At 70.7% G+C, this 16,688-nt stretch carries 14 protein-coding genes and 3 pseudogenes; 14 read left to right on the top strand and 3 right to left on the bottom strand.

Annotated features, from left to right (window positions below):
* The 12 genes and pseudogenes from AB0B35_RS36325 to AB0B35_RS36380 form a co-directional block, all read left to right on the top strand.
* Entirely contained in the window at positions 1 to 951 is a 951-nt protein-coding gene (locus AB0B35_RS36325; RefSeq protein ID WP_361054718.1) for an ABC transporter permease, read from the top strand.
* Positions 948 to 1,784: an ABC transporter permease gene (locus AB0B35_RS36330; RefSeq protein WP_361054721.1), complete on the top strand. Its 837-nt coding sequence runs from the start codon at positions 948 to 950 to the stop codon at positions 1,782 to 1,784. Before AB0B35_RS36325 ends, AB0B35_RS36330 begins: the two co-directional genes overlap by 4 nt.
* A complete protein-coding gene (locus AB0B35_RS36335) occupies positions 1,781 to 3,748 on the top strand; it encodes an ABC transporter ATP-binding protein (RefSeq protein WP_361054724.1) in 1,968 nt (655 codons plus the stop codon). Before AB0B35_RS36330 ends, AB0B35_RS36335 begins: the two co-directional genes overlap by 4 nt.
* Positions 3,745 to 4,752 (top strand): hypothetical protein, encoded by a 1,008-nt coding sequence (locus tag AB0B35_RS36340; RefSeq protein WP_361054727.1) that lies wholly within the window; start codon positions 3,745 to 3,747, stop codon positions 4,750 to 4,752. Before AB0B35_RS36335 ends, AB0B35_RS36340 begins: the two co-directional genes overlap by 4 nt.
* A complete protein-coding gene (locus tag AB0B35_RS36345; protein ID WP_361054730.1) occupies positions 4,749 to 5,633 on the top strand; it encodes a MurR/RpiR family transcriptional regulator in 885 nt (294 codons plus the stop codon). Before AB0B35_RS36340 ends, AB0B35_RS36345 begins: the two co-directional genes overlap by 4 nt.
* Positions 5,630 to 6,541, top strand: coding sequence for an N-acetylmuramic acid 6-phosphate etherase (gene murQ, locus AB0B35_RS36350; RefSeq protein ID WP_361054733.1), 912 nt, complete (start codon positions 5,630 to 5,632; stop codon positions 6,539 to 6,541). Before AB0B35_RS36345 ends, murQ begins: the two co-directional genes overlap by 4 nt.
* Entirely contained in the window at positions 6,538 to 7,527 is a 990-nt protein-coding gene (locus AB0B35_RS36355; protein ID WP_361054736.1) for a BadF/BadG/BcrA/BcrD ATPase family protein, read from the top strand. The genes murQ and AB0B35_RS36355 overlap by 4 nt, the downstream gene beginning before the upstream one ends.
* Positions 7,528 to 7,563: 36 nt before the next feature.
* Positions 7,564 to 7,992: pseudogene (locus AB0B35_RS36360) on the top strand (glycoside hydrolase family 20 zincin-like fold domain-containing protein); the annotation flags it as partial.
* 103 nt (positions 7,993 to 8,095) lie between these two features.
* On the top strand, positions 8,096 to 9,121 hold the full coding sequence (locus AB0B35_RS36365) for a hypothetical protein (protein ID WP_361054739.1): 1,026 nt from the start codon (positions 8,096 to 8,098) through the stop codon (positions 9,119 to 9,121).
* Positions 9,122 to 9,150: 29 nt separating this feature from the next.
* Complete coding sequence (locus AB0B35_RS36370; protein ID WP_361054741.1) at positions 9,151 to 9,615, top strand: DUF1877 family protein; 465 nt, start codon at positions 9,151 to 9,153, stop codon at positions 9,613 to 9,615.
* A gap of 344 nt (positions 9,616 to 9,959) precedes the next feature.
* On the top strand, positions 9,960 to 10,085 hold the full coding sequence (locus tag AB0B35_RS36375; RefSeq protein WP_361054744.1) for a hypothetical protein: 126 nt from the start codon (positions 9,960 to 9,962) through the stop codon (positions 10,083 to 10,085).
* A gap of 487 nt (positions 10,086 to 10,572) precedes the next feature.
* A pseudogene (locus AB0B35_RS36380) lies at positions 10,573 to 10,782 on the top strand (ATP-binding protein); the annotation flags it as partial.
* 9 nt (positions 10,783 to 10,791) lie between these two features.
* Here AB0B35_RS36380 and AB0B35_RS36385 read toward each other — a convergent pair.
* Positions 10,792 to 11,382: a hypothetical protein gene (locus AB0B35_RS36385; RefSeq protein ID WP_361054747.1), complete on the bottom strand. Its 591-nt coding sequence runs from the start codon at positions 11,380 to 11,382 to the stop codon at positions 10,792 to 10,794.
* A gap of 136 nt (positions 11,383 to 11,518) precedes the next feature.
* Between AB0B35_RS36385 and AB0B35_RS36390 the strand changes: the two genes are divergently transcribed.
* Together AB0B35_RS36390 and AB0B35_RS36395 are read left to right on the top strand one after the other, a co-directional pair.
* On the top strand, positions 11,519 to 12,031 hold the full coding sequence (locus AB0B35_RS36390) for a hypothetical protein (RefSeq protein WP_360496402.1): 513 nt from the start codon (positions 11,519 to 11,521) through the stop codon (positions 12,029 to 12,031).
* Positions 12,032 to 12,847: 816 nt separating this feature from the next.
* Positions 12,848 to 13,504, top strand: a complete 657-nt coding sequence (locus AB0B35_RS36395) for a hypothetical protein (protein ID WP_361054750.1) — start codon at positions 12,848 to 12,850, stop codon at positions 13,502 to 13,504.
* Positions 13,505 to 13,616: 112 nt separating this feature from the next.
* On the opposite strand, the pseudogene AB0B35_RS36400 reads toward AB0B35_RS36395, so the two are convergent.
* Positions 13,617 to 14,486 (bottom strand): annotated as a pseudogene (locus tag AB0B35_RS36400) (IS5 family transposase); the annotation flags it as partial.
* A gap of 98 nt (positions 14,487 to 14,584) precedes the next feature.
* Entirely contained in the window at positions 14,585 to 16,612 is a 2,028-nt protein-coding gene (locus AB0B35_RS36405; protein WP_361054753.1) for a right-handed parallel beta-helix repeat-containing protein, read from the bottom strand.
* Between the last annotated feature and the right edge of the window lie 76 nt (positions 16,613 to 16,688).

The raw sequence follows: 16,688 nt of genomic DNA on the forward strand, positions 1-16,688 counted from the left end.
ATGCTGACGTTCCTGCTGCGGCGGCTGCCGTCACTGGCCGCGGTGCTGCTGGCCAGCTCCGTGATCGCGTTCTCGCTGCCCCGGCTCGCGCCGGGTGACCCCGCGGTCACCATCGCCGGTCCGGACGCCGCACCGGAGGCCGTCGCCGCGGTACGGGACGCCCTCGGCCTCGACCAGTCCCTGCCCAGCCAGTACCTGCACTGGCTGGGTGGGCTCCTCACCGGCGACCTCGGCACCTCCTTCACCACCGGCCGCCCCGTCACCGAACTGCTCGCCGACCGCGCCGCCAGCACCGTCGAGCTGGCCGTGGTCGCCGCGCTGCTGATGAGTCTGCTCGGCATCGGGCTCGGCGTGCTCGGCGGCAACCGCCGCAGCCCCGCCGTGCGCGCCGTCGTCGACGGCGTCAGCAGCGCCCTGCTGGCCGCCCCGCCGTTCCTCACCGGACTGCTGCTGGTGCTGGCGCTGGGCATCGCATTCCCGGTGCTGCCCGCGGGCGGCGAGGTGTCCCTGCTCGACGACCCGGTCATCGGCATCCAGTACCTGATCATGCCCGCGGTCGCGCTGGCCCTGCCGCAGGCCGCCGCCATCGGCCGGCTCGTGCAGACCGAGATGCGCCGCAACCGTGGCGAGGAGTTCGTCGACCTCGCCATGGCCAAGGGCCTGTCCCCGGCGCAGGTCACCCGCCGGCACGTGCTGCGCACCAGCCTCGGCACCGGTGCCGTCGCGATCGGGCTGCGCCTGGGCGAGCTGCTGGCCGGCGCGATCGTCGTCGAAGCCGTGTTCGCCCGCAACGGCCTGGGCACCCTCGCCGTGACCAGCATGGCCAGCCGCGACTACCTCGTCGTGCAGGTCCTGGTGCTGCTCGCCGTGGCGGTCGCCGCCCTCATCCAGATCCTCACCGAGCTGGTCCTGGCCTGGCTCGACCCCCGCGTCCGGCTCGGAGCGTCATGAGCACCCTCACCACTGACCGCCCGCGCAGCCGCTACCTCGCGGCCCTGCGCACCCCGCGCGGCCTGACCGGCACCGCCCTGGTCGGCGTCCTGTGCCTGGCCGCGCTGCTCGCCCCGGTGCTGGCCCCGCAGGGCTACGACGCCCAGGGCAGCGGCTCGCTGCAGCCCGGCGCATGGCCGGCCCTGTTCGGCACCGACGAACTCGGCCGCGACATCCTCGCCCGCGCCCTGTACGGCCTGCGCACCGACCTGGCCCTGGTCGGCCTGGCCGTGCCGGTCAGCGCCGTCGTCGGCACCCTGCTCGGTCTGGCCGGGTTCCTGCACCGGGGCCTGGGCACGTTCCTGCAGCGCTGCCTGGACGTGGTGCTCGGCTTCCCCAGTCTCATCCTCGGCATCAGCATCGCGCTGGTGCTCGGTGCGGGCTGGTGGGCGCTGTTCGTCGCGATCGTCGTCTACGGCCTGCCCGCGTTCGGCCGCCTGGCCCGCGCCGGGCTGCTCACCCAGGCCCAGCGCGAATACGTGCACGCCGCCCAGGTCATGGGCGTGCCCCGGACCACGGTCATGCTGCGGCACATCCTGCCGCACGCCCTGGACCCGGTGATCGTGCAGGTCGCCGTGGGCATGGTCGGCGGCATCTTCCTCGAATCGTCGCTGAGCATCGTCGGCCTGGGCATCCAGCCGCCCGAGCCGTCGCTGGGCGCGCTGCTCAACACCGGCATGCGCTACATGACCACCCAGCACCTGTACGTCCTCGGCCCGGCACTGCTACTGCTGCTGCTGGCCTGGGGCCTGACCCTCATCTCCGACGCGTTCAACGAGGCGGTGCACCGGTGACCACCCCACTGCTGCAGGTCCAAGGCCTGCGTACCAGGTTCGGCGACACCACCGCCGTCGACGGCGTCGACCTGACCGTGCGCCGCGGCACCGTCCTCGGCATCGTCGGGGAGTCCGGCTCCGGCAAGTCCGTCACCGCCCGCTCGGTCATGCGCCTGCTGCGCAATCCCGGCCGCGTCACCGGCGGCACCGTCCACTTCGACGGCGAGGACCTGCTCGCCATACCCGAGCGGCGCATGCGGCGGCTGCGGGGCGGCCGGATCGCGATGGTGTTCCAGGACCCGCAGTCGGCGCTCAACCCGGTGCGCACCGTCGGCGACCAGATCGCCGAGGCACTCACCGCCCACGGCGCCACCCGCGCCGCCGCCCGCACTCGCGCCGCCGAGCTGCTCACCCTGGTCGGCATCCCCGACGGCGCCAACCGGCTCGACGACTACCCGCACCAGTTCTCCGGCGGCATGCGCCAGCGCGTCGTCATCGCCATAGCCCTGGCCAACGACCCCGACCTGCTCATCGCCGACGAGCCCACCACCGCTCTCGACGTCACCATCCAGGCGCAGTTCCTGCGGCTGCTGGCCCGGCTGCGCGACGAACTGGGCGTCGCGATCGTCATCATCACCCATGACATGGGCGTGGTCGCCGAGCTGTGCGACGAGGTCGTCGTCATGTACGCCGGGCGCGTCGCCGAGCACGGCACGGTCGAGCAGGTGCTGGCCGCGCCCCGGCACCCGTACACCGCGAACCTGCTGCGGGCCATGCCCCGCCTGGACGCCGTGCCGACCGCGCGGCTGACCGCGATTCCAGGCGCGCCCCCGGATCCGGCCGACCTGCCCGCCGGATGCGCGTTCGCGCCCCGCTGCGCCCAGGCCACCGATGTCTGCACGCAGCAGCGCCCAGTGCTGCGCGCCGCCGACGGCCGCCAGGTCGCCTGCTGGCACGCCGCCGAAACGGCCGTCGTCGCCGCGCCAGCCCCGGCCGCGCCCCGGCCACCGGCCGGCGCGACCGTGCTGGCCGTCGAAGACCTGCGCGTCGACCTGGCCGGACGGCGTCGCCTGTGGCGTCCGGCCGCGCCGGTCTACGCCGTCGACGGCGTGAGCCTGCACGTCGCCGCGGGCGAGACGCTCGGCCTGGTGGGGGAGTCCGGCTGCGGCAAGTCCTCCCTGGCCAAGGCCGTCGTCGGTCTCCACCCCATCACCTCCGGAACGGTTCGGATCGACGGCACGCCCGTCGACCCGGCCCGCGGCGGTGTTCGCGGCACGGCGCAGTACGTGTTCCAGGACCCGTACGCCTCACTGAACCCGCGCCGCACCGTCGGCCAGTCCATGGCCGAGGCGCTGCGCGCCGGCGGCGTCCCCGCCGACCAGGCCCGCGAGCGGGCGGCGCAGCTGCTGACCACCGTCGGTCTGAGCGCCACCCACCTGGACCGCTACCCGCACGCGTTCTCCGGCGGCCAGCGCCAGCGCATCGGCATCGCCCGCGCACTGGCCACCAACCCGCGCGTGCTGCTGTGCGACGAACCCGTGTCGGCACTCGACGTGTCGGTGCAGGCACAGGTCATCAACCTGCTCGCCGACCTGCGCGACGAACTCGGCCTGGGCTACCTGTTCATCGCCCACGACCTGGCCGTCGTGCGGCACCTGGCCGACCGGGTCGCGGTCATGTACCTCGGCCGCATCGTCGAGACCGGACCCGCCGACCAGGTGTACGCCGACCCGCGACACCCCTACACCGCCGCGCTGCTGTCGTCGTCACCCGAACCCACGCCCGGCCTGCGCCGCGAACGGATCGTCCTGAGCGGCGACCTGCCCAGCCCGAAGGACCCGCCGACCGGCTGCCGGTTCCGCACCCGCTGCCCGATCGGCCCGCTGCACCGCCCCGACCGGCAGGTCTGCGTCGACGTCGACCCGCGGCTGAGCGCCGACGCGCACACCGCCGCCTGCCACTTCCCCGGAGAGCTGCGGTGACCGCCCTTGCCCGGCTGCGGGCGATGTACGCCTTCGACCGGTCACTGACCGACGCCGAAGCGACGGCCCGGCTGCTCGACCGGGCCGCCGCGTCCGGGATCACCAGCCTGATCACCAAGGCCGCCGCGGTCACGCCGGCTCTCGCCGACGCCTGCCACCGCGCCGGGCTGACCGTGCTCGGCAGCGTCGCCTGCTTCAGCGACCACGCCGACCCGCGTCGGCGTGACTACCTGCGCCCAGTCGACGAGCGCGGCGGCTGGGCGCCGATGGAGTGGTACACCGGGCTGATCCCCACCGACGCCGACTACGTACGGGATCTCGTCGACCGGTGCGCCCGGCTGGCGACCGGGCCGGTGGACGGGCTGGTGCTGGACTTCCTGCGCTGGCCGCTGCACTGGGAGCTGGAACTGCGGCCCGGCGCGACACCGCGCCGCACCTCCTTCGACCCTGCGACGCTGGCCGCGTTCACCGGCGACACCGGCCACGACGTGCCCGCCGCACCGTGCGATGCGGCGCGGCTGCTGCTCGGGCCGCTGTACGAGCCGTGGCACAGCTGGCGCCAACAGGTCGTCACCGAGGTAGCGGCTGGTGTCGCCGCCGCGGTCCGGGCCGCCCGGCCGGGTCTGCCACTCGGCATGTTCCTGGTCCCCGGCGACGCGTGGCAGCGCTGCCTGGTCGGGCAGGACGTCACCGCGCTCGGGCAGCACGTCGACGCCTTCGTCGTCATGACATACCACGCGATCATGCGGCAGCCGCCGTCGTGGATCGGCCGCACCGTCGCCGACCTCGCGGCCCGCACCACCCGGCCGGTCGTGCCCATGGTGCAGACCACCGCCGACCCGGCCCTTTCCCGCGGCGCCGACTGGGGCGACCCCCTCGACGCGGCCGCGTTCGCGCAGGCACTGGCACAGGTGGACGGTCCAGTGTGCCTGTTCCCCGCCGAGGGCATGGATGATCCCCGGTGGCGCGCGTTCGCCGCCACCGACCGAAGGAGCCTGTCATGACCGTAGACGTTCTGGTCCGCCTGCGCGGGATGCTGTCCGGGCTGCCCCGTGCCGAGCAGGCCATCGCCCGCGTCGTGCTCGACGACCCCGGCACCGCCGCCGAGCTGACCATCTCCGAGCTGGCCCAGACCGCCGGGACGTCGGAGACCACCGTCACCCGGTTCTGCCGCAACATCGGCCTGCGCGGATACGCCCAGCTACGCCTGCACCTGGCCGCAGAAGCCGAGCGCCAGCGCGCCGACGCCCGGCCCGACGTCAACCTCGCCGGCGACATCACCCCCGCCGACACCACCGCCGACATCATCCGCAAGGTCGGCTTCGCTGATGCCCGCGCCGTCGAGGACACCGTCGCCCGCCTGGACATCGACGCCCTCGACCGGCTCGTCGCCGCGATCGACACCGCTGGGCGCACCGACGTCTACGGCGTCGGCTCCAGCGCCACCGTCGCCGCCGACGCGGCGCAGAAGCTGCTGCGCATCGGTCACTACGCCGCCGCCTGGTCCGACCCGCACGCCGCCCTGATGAGCGCGTCGAGCCTGCGGCCCGGCGACGTCGCGGTCGCGCTGACCCACTCCGGACGCACCCGCGACATCCTCGACGTGCTCGCCGAAGCCAAGCGGCGCGGCGCGACCGTCGCCGTCATCACCAGCAACCCCGAGTCGCCCGCCGCGTCCCAGGCCGACGTCGTGCTGGTCACAGCCGCCCGCGAGACCACCTTCCGCAGCGGCGGCACCGTCTCGCGCACCGCGCAGCTCACCGTCGTCGACTGCCTGTTCGTCCTGCTGGCCAAGCAGCGCTACGAGGAATCACTGGAGGCCATGGAGCGCGCGCACGACGCGGTGCGCGGCCGCGCCCTGCCCATGGAAAGGGATCCACGATGAGCACCACCGCCGGCGCCGTACGCGTCGCGTCGCCCACCGAAGGCCGCAACCCCCGCACCACCGACCTGGACCGGCTCGACACCCTCGAACTCGTCCGCGCCCTGCACGCCGAGGACGCCCGCGTGCCCGCCGCCGTGGCCGCCGCCCTGCCGCAGCTGGCCGAAGCAGTCGACCTCGTCGTCGCGGCGCTGCGCAGCGGCGGCCGGATCCACTACTTCGGCGCCGGATCCTCCGGCCGCTTCGGCGTCCTCGACGCCGCCGAGGTCCCCCCGACCTACGGCCTGCCCGCCGACCGGTTCGTCGCCCACCTCGCCGGAGGCCAGCAGGCGATGACCTCCGCCGTGGAGAGCGTCGAGGACCACGAGGACGCCGGCCGTGCCGCCGCCGACCAGCTCGGCCCGGTGGACGTGGCGGTCGGGCTCACCGCCAGCGGCCGGACGCCGTACGTCGCCGGGGCGCTGGCCGCCGCCCGTGCCGCCGGCACCCGCACCGTCCTGGTCAGCGGCAACCCGCATGCACCGCTCGCGCCACTCGCCGACGTGCACATCGCCGCCGACACCGGACCCGAGGCGGTCATGGGCTCGACCCGGATGAAGGCGGGCACCGCGCAGAAGCTCGTCCTGCACACCCTGTCCACCGCCGCCATGGTCCGGCTCGGACGCACCTACTCCAACCTCATGGTCGACGTCGTGGCCACCAACGCCAAGCTGCGCGGCCGAGTGCTGACCATCCTCGTTGCCGCCACCGGAGTCGACGAGCAGACCGGCCGCCGGGTGCTGGCCGACTCCGGCGGCGACCTGAAGACCGCGATCGTCGCCGTGCTCGGCAGCCTCGACCCGGTCACCGCACGGATCCGGCTCGACGAGGCCGGCGGCCACGTCCGCCAGGCCATCGCCGCACGGCCGTGACCGGCCACGTCCTCGGCTTCGACATCGGGGGAACGGGGGTGCGGGGCGCACTGGCGCGCATCACCGCCGACGGAGCCGAACCCCTCGCCACCCGCGCCGACCCCACCCCGGTCCGAATGGGGCCCGACGGCGTCGACCCGGACGAGGTCGGCCGCGCTGTCGCGGGCGTCGCCGCCGCGTTGCTGCCGCCGGGCCGGACCGCCGAGGCCGTCGTGCTCGGCTGCACGGGCGCGGCCCTGCTCGGCGCCGGGCTACGCCACCGGCTCGCGGCCACGATCACCCTCGGCCGTCCCATCCCGACGGTGCTGCTCTGCTCCGACGTGCTCACCTCCCACATCGGCGCGCTCGGCACCGGCGGAGGAGTCGTGGTCGCGGCGGGGACCGGCGCGATCGCGCTGGGCAGTGACAGCAGGGGAACGTGGCGACGGTCCGACGGCTGGGGCACCCTGCTCGGAGACAGCGGCGGCGGCGCGTGGATCGGCCGCACCGGCATCGACGCCGCGCTGCGCAGCCACGACGGCCGCCCCGGCGGCTCACCGGCGCTGCTCGACGCGCTGAACGCCCGCTACGGCAGCCCGGCCGCGCTGGTCCACGCCGTGGCCAGCCGCCCGGACCGTGGCGCCCTGCTGGCCGGGTTCGCCCGCGACGTCGCCGTGGCGGCGGTCGCCGATCCGGTCGCGTACCGCATCCTGCGCACCGCCGGACGGCACCTGGCCGACACGCTGCTGGCCGCGCTGCCACCTGGCGCACCCCCACACGCCGCGGCCGTCGGCAACCTCCTGCACGCCGGGCCACCGCTGACCACGGCGCTGACCGACCGGCTGACCGCCCGAGCCCCCCACATCCGCCTGCTCACCCCGGCAGGAACCTCACTCGACGGCGCGGTCACCCTCGCCGCCGCCGCCGTGCACCAGGCGTTGCCCCCCGGCGCCGACCTCGAACGGCTCACCCCCGCCGCCCACCCCACCACCGCACAGGCGGCCTGACCGCCGCCCACCCCAGGAAGGGAGTGATCCTCCGACATGGCCGTTGGCAGGATCCACACCACCCGGCACGCCGCACGCGTCGCCGCAATCAGCGCACTCGCGCTCACCGCCACCCTGCTCAGCGCGATCCCGGCGCAGGCCGCCAACCCCGAACCGGCGCTGGTCCCCAGCCTGCGCCAGTGGACCGGCGGCACCGGCACGCTCACCCTCACCACTGCCACCCGCATCGTCGTCGACCCCGCCGACGCCAGCGCCGCCACCTCCGGTGCCACCGGCCCGCTGCTGTCCACCCGCACCCTCAGCCAGGTCGCCGCCGAGGTGCGCGACGACCTCGCCGCCGTCACCGGCCTCAGCCCGACCGTGGTCACCTCCGCCACCGCCAACCCCGGTGACATCGTGCTGCGCCTGGACCCCGACGCGGCGCTGGGCACCAAGGGCTACCAGCTCACCGTCGGGACCACCGCGACACTCACCGCCCCCCTATGCCTATGCGGACAACGCGCCGACCCGCTTCGCGGACCCTGCGGGGCTCTACCCCGTGTCCGGTGCGCCCGGCGGGGGTGCCTGGGTGGACGGCAGTACCTACCAGCACGACTTCGCACTGCACATGGCATGGGAGCAGCAGGTCGCCAAGTACGGCGTCGAGAACGTCTACGCCGACTACGACGGCCTGCGAGGACCGGTGGGAGGCCTGCTCAAGTACGTGACGCACTGGTCGGACATCGCCAACCCCGACCTGGTCGCCTTCGGCGCGACCACGCACCGCGGAGTCGGGTTCGAGATCTGGGACGTCAAACCCGCCAGCGCATACGGCCGCAGCATCGAGCGCTCCGTGAACTATCTCGGCGGCTACGTCACCGGCCTGATGAACCTGCTCGACTACCCCGTCATGCGGGGCGGTCCCATCATTCCCGAATCCCGGCCCTACGCCGGCCCGGACGCCCAGGGCCTCATGCTGATCTTCAACGGGTCCGACTGGGAGCGCCTGAAGATCCCCGTGGCCACACCCACCCACCGGTATCCCGCGGAGGACATCGCATCGCTCGACCAGACCCCCGGGCTTATCTACTACCGGCTCATCAGCCGGGATGACAAGAAGAAGCGCGAGCTCAACAAGACCGAGGCCGCGAAGGAGATGTTCGCTCACGAAGTGAAGATCACGATCTGCCAGCCGCCGGTCATCGACCTGCACGCACCCGGCTCGCCCCGGGCCGTCGGCGAACTCGGCGCACCGGGCCTTGAAGCACAGCGTCTTATCCAGCAGACCGCCCTACCGCCGTCGCGCAGCGGCCCGCTGCGGGTCTTCAACCCCAACCCCTACCCGGCGCCGGTGATCTACCGGTTCCCGCAAGGCGGCGGCGGTTGGTCCGGCGATCTGGGACACTTCGACGGTCTCGGCTTCAATCTGAAGGACATCTTCATCGACATGGCGATCATGACAGGTGGCGCGCTGTTGCTGTCGAGAATCCCCGGCGGGTTGTTCATCACCAGGGGCGGTGCGTCGGTCGCCACCAGAGTAGGCGCGCCGGCTGCTGCCGAAGCCGCCCCATGGTATGCCGGGATGGTCAAGGGCATGTTCGGGCTGGCGGCTTGACATGCGGCAAGCCGACACGAAGGCGGAAGATGAGCATCAACATAATCCTGCGCCGGATAACGAGGCCAGACTTCGAGCGCTCGCATCGCGAAGGGCTGCTCTGCGCGGAGCACACCGAGGAGATCGAGGAGATCAGCAAAGCCTGGGACGAGCTCCAACGCATCCTCGCCGACGGGGACATGGACCACCCCCCGCTGGAAGCGCAAGCCCTCTGCGGCGGCGAGGTCCTGCCCAACGACGACATGGACTACGGCGGCGTTCGCCTGATCGCGCCGGGGCAAGTCGCGGAGATCAGCCGCGCCCTCATCGAACTAACCGACGAAGAGTTCCAACGCCGCTACGAAACCGCCGATCTCACCGGTGCCTACAGCTCAGGAGAGGGCGGCAGACCAGGCAGACCACTGGCTGACCTGCAGAAGCTCGTCGACGAACTCCGCCGCTTCTACGCCGACGCAGCCAGCAGCAACGAAGCCGTGGGGTACTGGTACGGCTGAGGGATCGCTGCTGGCGGCCGAGGCCAAGTCGCACGGGGGCGGCGGCCACTTGAGCGCCGCTGGAGGTGGATGTGCCGCTTCCTATCAGAGCCACATCGCCGTCCGGTCACTATCGGTGCGCACGAGCCAATGTCGCCCTCCGCAGCTTCTCATTGGTGTTTCCGCTGATCCGGCCCTGGTCCTACCCTGGTCCACACCCTGCTTCCGCGTGCGGAATGGTGATCAAAGATGCCGTTTGTAATGCGCGCGGCGAGACTGCGAGCTGCCGGTGACGAGAAGATGACGGCCAACATCTTGATGAATATCGAGGCTGACAGGCGGCAGAGCAGATCGCGGTCACGGCGGTGGAGTTGATCCGTCTGGCTTACGTGCTCGACGTGCCGCCGGCGCATCTGCTCCGGGCGCTTGACGGCGAATTGGTCGAGATCGTGCCCGATGTCGAGGCGAAGGGGCAGTCTTTCGTGAGGTGAGTGCAAGGGAGCGAACCGTTGCCGCAGTCGGATGAGGTCAGGTACCGGGAGGCGGCGACGGGGCTGGTGGGCGGCTTGGGGCCTGCGGTAGGCCGTGATTTCCTACGTGAGGCCATTGCGTGGCCAGGAGAGAGGCGAGAATCCCTCGGTTGCTGCGCCTGCGCCGCGACCGCGGCTGACTGCAGGACGTTGCCGAGACGCGGCGCGTGCGGCGGCGGACGGCGGTACATGCCTGGCTCGTGGCAGCCGCACAGCAACATCTGTTGGCTACGCTTGAGTAGCTACGGACAGCTACGGCATCAGTGCGATCTTCCAGACTACCGCGGGCACCGCGGCCACACAGGATCCTGTGGAGTGGCACCTTGTGCTCACCGAGGACTACGCCGTCGAGTGACGGATGACCGCACGCGCCGTACCTGGTCCTGGTAGGCGGACCATGCGCCTGGTCCTGATAGGTGGACGACATCGGCAATCGAAGATCACTTAGGTCCTCACCGAACGCGAGGAGAAGGCCAGTGTCGCGATCGCGTCCAAGGAATCCTTCTCCGGCTGGACCAAGACCTTCACCGACCCGCGGCTATGCGCCGCGATCGTCGACCGGCTCACCTTCGGCGGCAGCATCATCGAGAACGGCACCGACTCCCACCGCCTCGCCCAGACTCGCGCCCGCGCCGAACGCGGCCTGACCAGCAAATGAGCGGGCAGTTCAACCATGCCGTGCGCGCCACTCGTCATACGCCGCCTTCTGTTGCGCGTCGAAGGTCCCGACCGGGCGCCTGCGAAGGTCGCGCAAGCCGAAACTGACCGTGCTCCACAGCGGGGTGGTCCGCCACAGAGCCTGCAACGCCGGAACGTGCTCCACCTCCCACAAGACCTCACGCAAGGCGTCGGCCATCGCAGGGCCCGTCCGCCCGTAGTAGACGCCGCTGCCCTGGGTGTTCAACTCCCCGATGTCGGCGAACGCGGCTTGATCTCGGAACACCATGTCAAGGCTGAGCTTCCAGTGCTCAGGTGCATATCCTGTCGGCGCGGGCCAGGCAGCTGAAGCATCCACGGCCAGATGCCTACAGAACGACAGGCTCGGCAGCCTGTCACTCCAGCTCGGGCGGCCCCACGACACCTCGAACCCGTCGTCGAACCCTGCCTGGTCCGGTTCCAGTCCGTCGATGTCGATCGCCAGGAACGCCCAGAAGACCGGCCAGGCCGACCCGGGACTTTCCACACGATTCGGGTCCAACCCCTGATCGCGGATCATGTCCCGCAGGACCTCTGCGGCATCTGGCCACAACACGAGCACGCCACAACCTAGCAGCCACCTGTGATGCTTCAGGGCAGTGCGTGCGGCCGAAACTCACCGACATTGATCATCGGTGGCTTATGTTGGCCCGCCCCGCAGTGGCCGGCTTTGGCGGGACGTCGCTAAGGTGCCTCGCATGCCCCGCAAGAGCTTCTACGATCTCAACTTCCGGGTGTCTCCAGGCGGCGCCCGCAAGGACGCCCACTACATCCGGGGCGACCTCGCCGAGATCAAAGCTGATCTGGCGACCGAGCTCGCCGAGGGCGTCAACCTGTACCTGCTCTGCTGGTACGGCGCCGAGCTGACACTCGACGTCCACCAGGATGGTGCGCGGGTCCAGTCGATCGACCTGCACCCGTACCTGACCATCTCCGTCGACGGCCACCCGGACGTCACCTTCACCGGGCCGGGTGAGCCTGTCGGCTGGGACTTCGAGGCCGACGAGGAGACCGACGAGGGCAGCCTTTCCGATCAACTGTTTGTCGGGGACCTCGAAGAACGGACCACGGTGACCGTGGAGTGGGACCGCGTCGAGGTGCCGCCGCTGCGCGGCGACGTGGTCGGGCCCGGCGACCTGGTGACCCTCGACGACCGCCGGCCTCATGAAGAGGACGCCATCCCGTACGGTTTCACAGACCTCGAGTCGTAGGCGCCGGTACGGCGTGCGCTTCGACGGTTGGGCGGTTCGGGCAGGCGTGCAGGTTTCCGGTCGGGAGTTGGGCGAGTGACGGACCACGACGGGCAACGCGTCCCGGTGGTGGCACCGATGAGCATTGCGCCAACAACGACGGACCGCAGGGCACCGCGACGTGCCACCGTTCGGTGAGTCAGACCCTCATGGCAACTACGAGCGCCAGCAGTTCGGCTGGTGTGGCAGCTGCGAGTGTTGCGGTCGGCGGTGTGTCTGCCTTACGAGGGCTTACGAGCCGATTTGCGAAGTGTGTAAGGCCTTCGCCAGATGGGCGAAAGGCGCCCGGCCTGCCGTCACGGCCGTTCTAGACGCCGTGCTGGAGACCGGTCGGATCGTCTTGATGGGACGACAGTTCCACCGGCCTCAGTGCCCACAGGTTCAGCAGAAGGTCGACGCCGTTCGAGCCTATGTTGACGAGGGCGGCTGCCGTCATGATCCCAATCCGGCGCGCACCTGGCCGATCACGTGGCAGGTGACGATGCCGAGCCTGATAGGCGGACGTAAACCATGCGGTGTCTGTCGACCGCCGATGCCCGAACCTCCGCCCGCCGCAGCACATGAGCGTGCTTCAACGAATTGACACCGACAGGTTGTCGGCAGCCGACACCTACAAGGCAGTACAAAAGGCAATGGCGACGTGGGCACACCAACGGCTGAGACTTAGAGGCTGTCTCGAAGTCCTTGATCTTCGAGCTGGTGCGTATGGAGCGGGGTGTACGGCAGGCGGGTTGTGTGGGGCAGAGCGGTGACCCGTAGGCCGGTACCGTGCCCGCCATGTGGAACGCACACGCGTACGACCTGCTAGACGTTCCGGTTCAGGTCGACCCGATCGCTGAGGCGCAAGCAGCCGCCTTCGAGTCGCGATGGGGATTCGCCATGCCGGCCGCAGTCAGAGAATGGGTCGTAGGCGACTGGCGAGACTGGGCCAGGGGGCCATCCGTCGACCTTCCGCCGATGTACCACCAACTCGAAATGCTCAGCGAGGAAGAGCCAGGCTCGCGCCTCATGGTCGTGGACCGCGACAGTCAGGGCTGCTGCGCTTTCGTGGTGTCTGTAGACGACCATGACGACCCGCCCGTGCTGGTGCTGGAGCGCGACGACACCACAGGTGAGAGCCGTTCGACCTACACCCATCAGTTCACCGCCTTTACACATGCCATGGCGTGGGACCTTAAACTGTGGAGGGCGAACTTTGAGTCCAGGCACTACCTGCCGCTGCCGGCGAATGCGCTCTCGTGGCTGCAAGCGCGGCTGGAGCCGAGGCCCACTACCTACCATTGGGCGGGCAACCAGTGGTGCGATGCAGTGCACCGATTCGGCGGTCCAGCTGCGGTCATGGTCGCAGTCGAAGCTGACAGGATTCAGTACAGCCTTGTGGTCTGCGACGACGTGCGATTGAGGGACGAGATCCACAGCGTGCTCTGGCCGTAGCGATCCTCGCTCACCGCCAGTGCGGCGCACTGGGCATCGGCGCGGGCACGGATGGGTCGACACCTGCGCTAACTGGCTGGGCAGTGACACGAAGTGCGTAGAGCCACTCGTTGATGGCGGTGATGTGGATCGTTGCCAGGTAGCGGACGGCGAGCTTGTCGAACCTCGTGGCCACGGCCCGGTTGCGTTTGAGCCGGTTGATGCCACGCTCGACAGCGTGGCGCTGCCGGTAGACGACCGGGTCGAACGCTGGTGGGCGGCCACCTTTGGAGCCTCTGGCGCGCCGGTGGGCGTCCTGGTCGATCTTGCTCGGGATGCACGCCCTGATTCCGCGGTGTCGTAGCAGCGCGCGGTTGGCGCGCGAGGTGTAGGCGCGGTCGGCGATGACCAGGTCTGGCCGGACACGAGGCCGGCCCGGCCCGACGCGGGGCACGCGGATGCCGGCAAGCACCGCGGCGAACTGCGGGCTGTCGCCGCGGTGCCCGGCGGTCAACACGATCGACAGCGGCCTCTGGCCCTGTTCACAGGCAAGGTGGATCTTCGTGGTCAGGCCGCCGCGAGACCGGCCCAGCGCGTGGTCGGCCGGCTCGGAACTGGGCGGTTCTACCTGCAGGTCGCTTCGCCTGCGGGCGCCTGCGGCATGTTGGTGGGCTCGGGCGCTGGTCGAGTCGATGCTGACGTCCCAGGTGATGAGCCCGGCGGCGTCGGCACGGGCCTGCAGCGCGGTGACGATCTGTTGCCAGACTCCGGCGCGCTGCCACCTGCGGAACAGCGCGTACACCGCCTGCCAGGACCCGTAGCAGGCCGGGACGTCACGCCAGGGCGCGCCCACCCGGACCCGCCACCATATGCCGTCGATGAGCTGCCGCCTGGTCCATGCCGACGGTCGACCCGGCCGAATGCCTGCAGGCAGCAGGGGCTGCAACAACGCCCACTGTGCGTCGGTCAGGTCGAACCGCCTCGTCACCGCTATCGTGGGCACGAGGTCTCCGGTATTCAGGTTCTTCTTGGTCGTTGAACCCTTTACCGGAGACCTCGCCGTTTATCGATCACCGACACGCCGCGACTTCGAGACACGGCCTAGCGCCGGCCCGCCGGTTCTGGCGCGGCGAGTATCCGGGTGATGGGCGCCGATGCGGCGAAGGGCCCGGGCACAACCTCACCTCGGAGGATCCCACAGAGGTCGGCGCTCAGGTCCAGGTCAGACCCGTCGGGGTTGGTGTAGCCCATCTCGGCTTGGTAGCTGGTCCCGAGGCGGTCGGTGGTCACCGGGGCGACCACGTGGGTGCCCGGGTGGGTCACCTCGACGCGAAGGGTGCCGGCTGCGGTGTCGAGCACCTCGACTCGCACGGGTGATGCGCCTGTGATGATGGCCGCGGGTTCCGCGCGGAACGGCTCGGCGCCCTCCGCGTAGAGGTTGCCCTCGATCCAGACCGAGAGGCGTGGCCCGGCCATCGCGCTGCCGTGCTCGTTCGGGTACTCCTGCGCCGTCGGGTAGGCGTCGTACTGCGAGGTGCCCACCGGGGTGGGCATGAAGGTGGCCTGCCCGGGCACGCCGTCCATGTCGATCGCGCCGGACCAGAAGCTCGCGAGCGTCGATTCCGACTGCGGTTCGGTGTGCTCGGCGCGCGCGCCGTCGCCGACGAAGACGTTGTTGTAGAACCGGTTGTCTCCACCGAGGATGTTCGAGACTCCGTAGACGGCCGTGGAGTGCGGGAGGTGGTACGGGGTGTACCGCTGGTGCTCGGTGCAGTTCGCGATGCGACCGGCGATGTAGTTGTGCACGTAGGCGCCGCCGCTGGACATGTCCTTGACCGCCCACGGTGACAGGAACAGGTTCGAGTCCACGAGGTACGGGCCGTGGCAGACCTCGACCATGAAGTCTTCGGCGGTGGAGGCGTAGAAGACGTTGCGCCGCACCAGGGTGCCCTGAGCCTGCCAGTCGAGCCACAGGGCACGGTGCGTGTGATGGATGGTGTTCCCGCTGATCACGGTGTCGATCGCGGCGTGCAGCTTGATGCCGGCCACCTCGGCGCCGTGCCACTGACGCTTCACGTGGATTCGGGAGATGTGGTTGTCGCTGATGGTCGAGAACACCGCCCCCAGGTGCCCGACGATGCCGGCCTGCTCGCAGTCCCGGATCGTGTTGCGGCGCACCGTGTGGGAGCCGACGTGATCCCGGTCCCACGGGTGCGGCTCGCCCGCGGCGGGCCCGCGCAGGGCGAGCGCCCGCTGGATCACCTCGCGCTCGCGCTGTGTGCCGCCCTTGGCGCCCTTCGGCCCTGCGGCGGCCTCGTTCTGCCCGGTGCTGGCCTCTTTGCCCAGCGAGACGCCGACGTTCTTCGAGTCGGTGATCGTGTTGTCCTCGATCACCCAGCCCTTCGACCAGTGCGGGCCGATCAGGCCCTCTTGCAGCGCCGTGGGCGGGGCCCACTGCGTGGCGGCCTTCGTCAGGGTGAAGCCGCGCACCGTGATGTAGTCAATGCCCGTAGCGGCGGGCCAGAAGACGAACTTGCGCGCGTTGATCTCGATCTGGTGCTCCGCCGGGTCGGCGCCCCCGAAGTTCGCCCAGATCGTGGTGATGTCGTCGCCCACCTCGCAGTACCAGGTCAGCAGCGAGCCCGCCTGGTCGAACGAGTCCACGGTGACCTCGGGGTGCTCGACGCCGGCCATGGTCAGCGACTCGTACAACGACTTGCCGTCGAGATACACCTCGCCCGTGTGCCAGGTGTTGACCTGGTCGAAGAACCAGTCCCCACCGATGCGCTCGAGGTAGGGGTTGCGCGACCCGAACAGGGAGTTCGGCACGGTCGCCACCCAGACCCGGCCCGCCGAGCCGGCGTGCGGATGCCAGTCGCCGATCACCTCAGCACCCGAGATCGTCACCTTCTCGAACAGGCCATCCGCGCCCAGCGCAGGCTGGTAGGTGATCGGTGCAGCAGCCGTACCGCGGCGCGGCGGGTTCACCCACTCGCGGTACACGCCTTCGTGCACGACGACGGTGTCCCCCGGCTGAGCCAGCGCCGCGGCAGCACCGATCGTGAGCAGGGGGGCCTGCGCGGTTCCGGCGGCGGTGTCGGAACCAGACTTCGCGACGTGCAGCTCCACGCCGGTAACCTCAGCCTCAGGGACGGGGAAAGCAAGAGCGCTGCTGGCCATTGATGATCTCGATTTCTAGAGTTTC

It is taken from the genome of Catellatospora sp. NPDC049133 (assembly GCF_040648455.1).
GTDB lineage: Bacteria > Actinomycetota > Actinomycetes > Mycobacteriales > Micromonosporaceae > Catellatospora > Catellatospora aurea.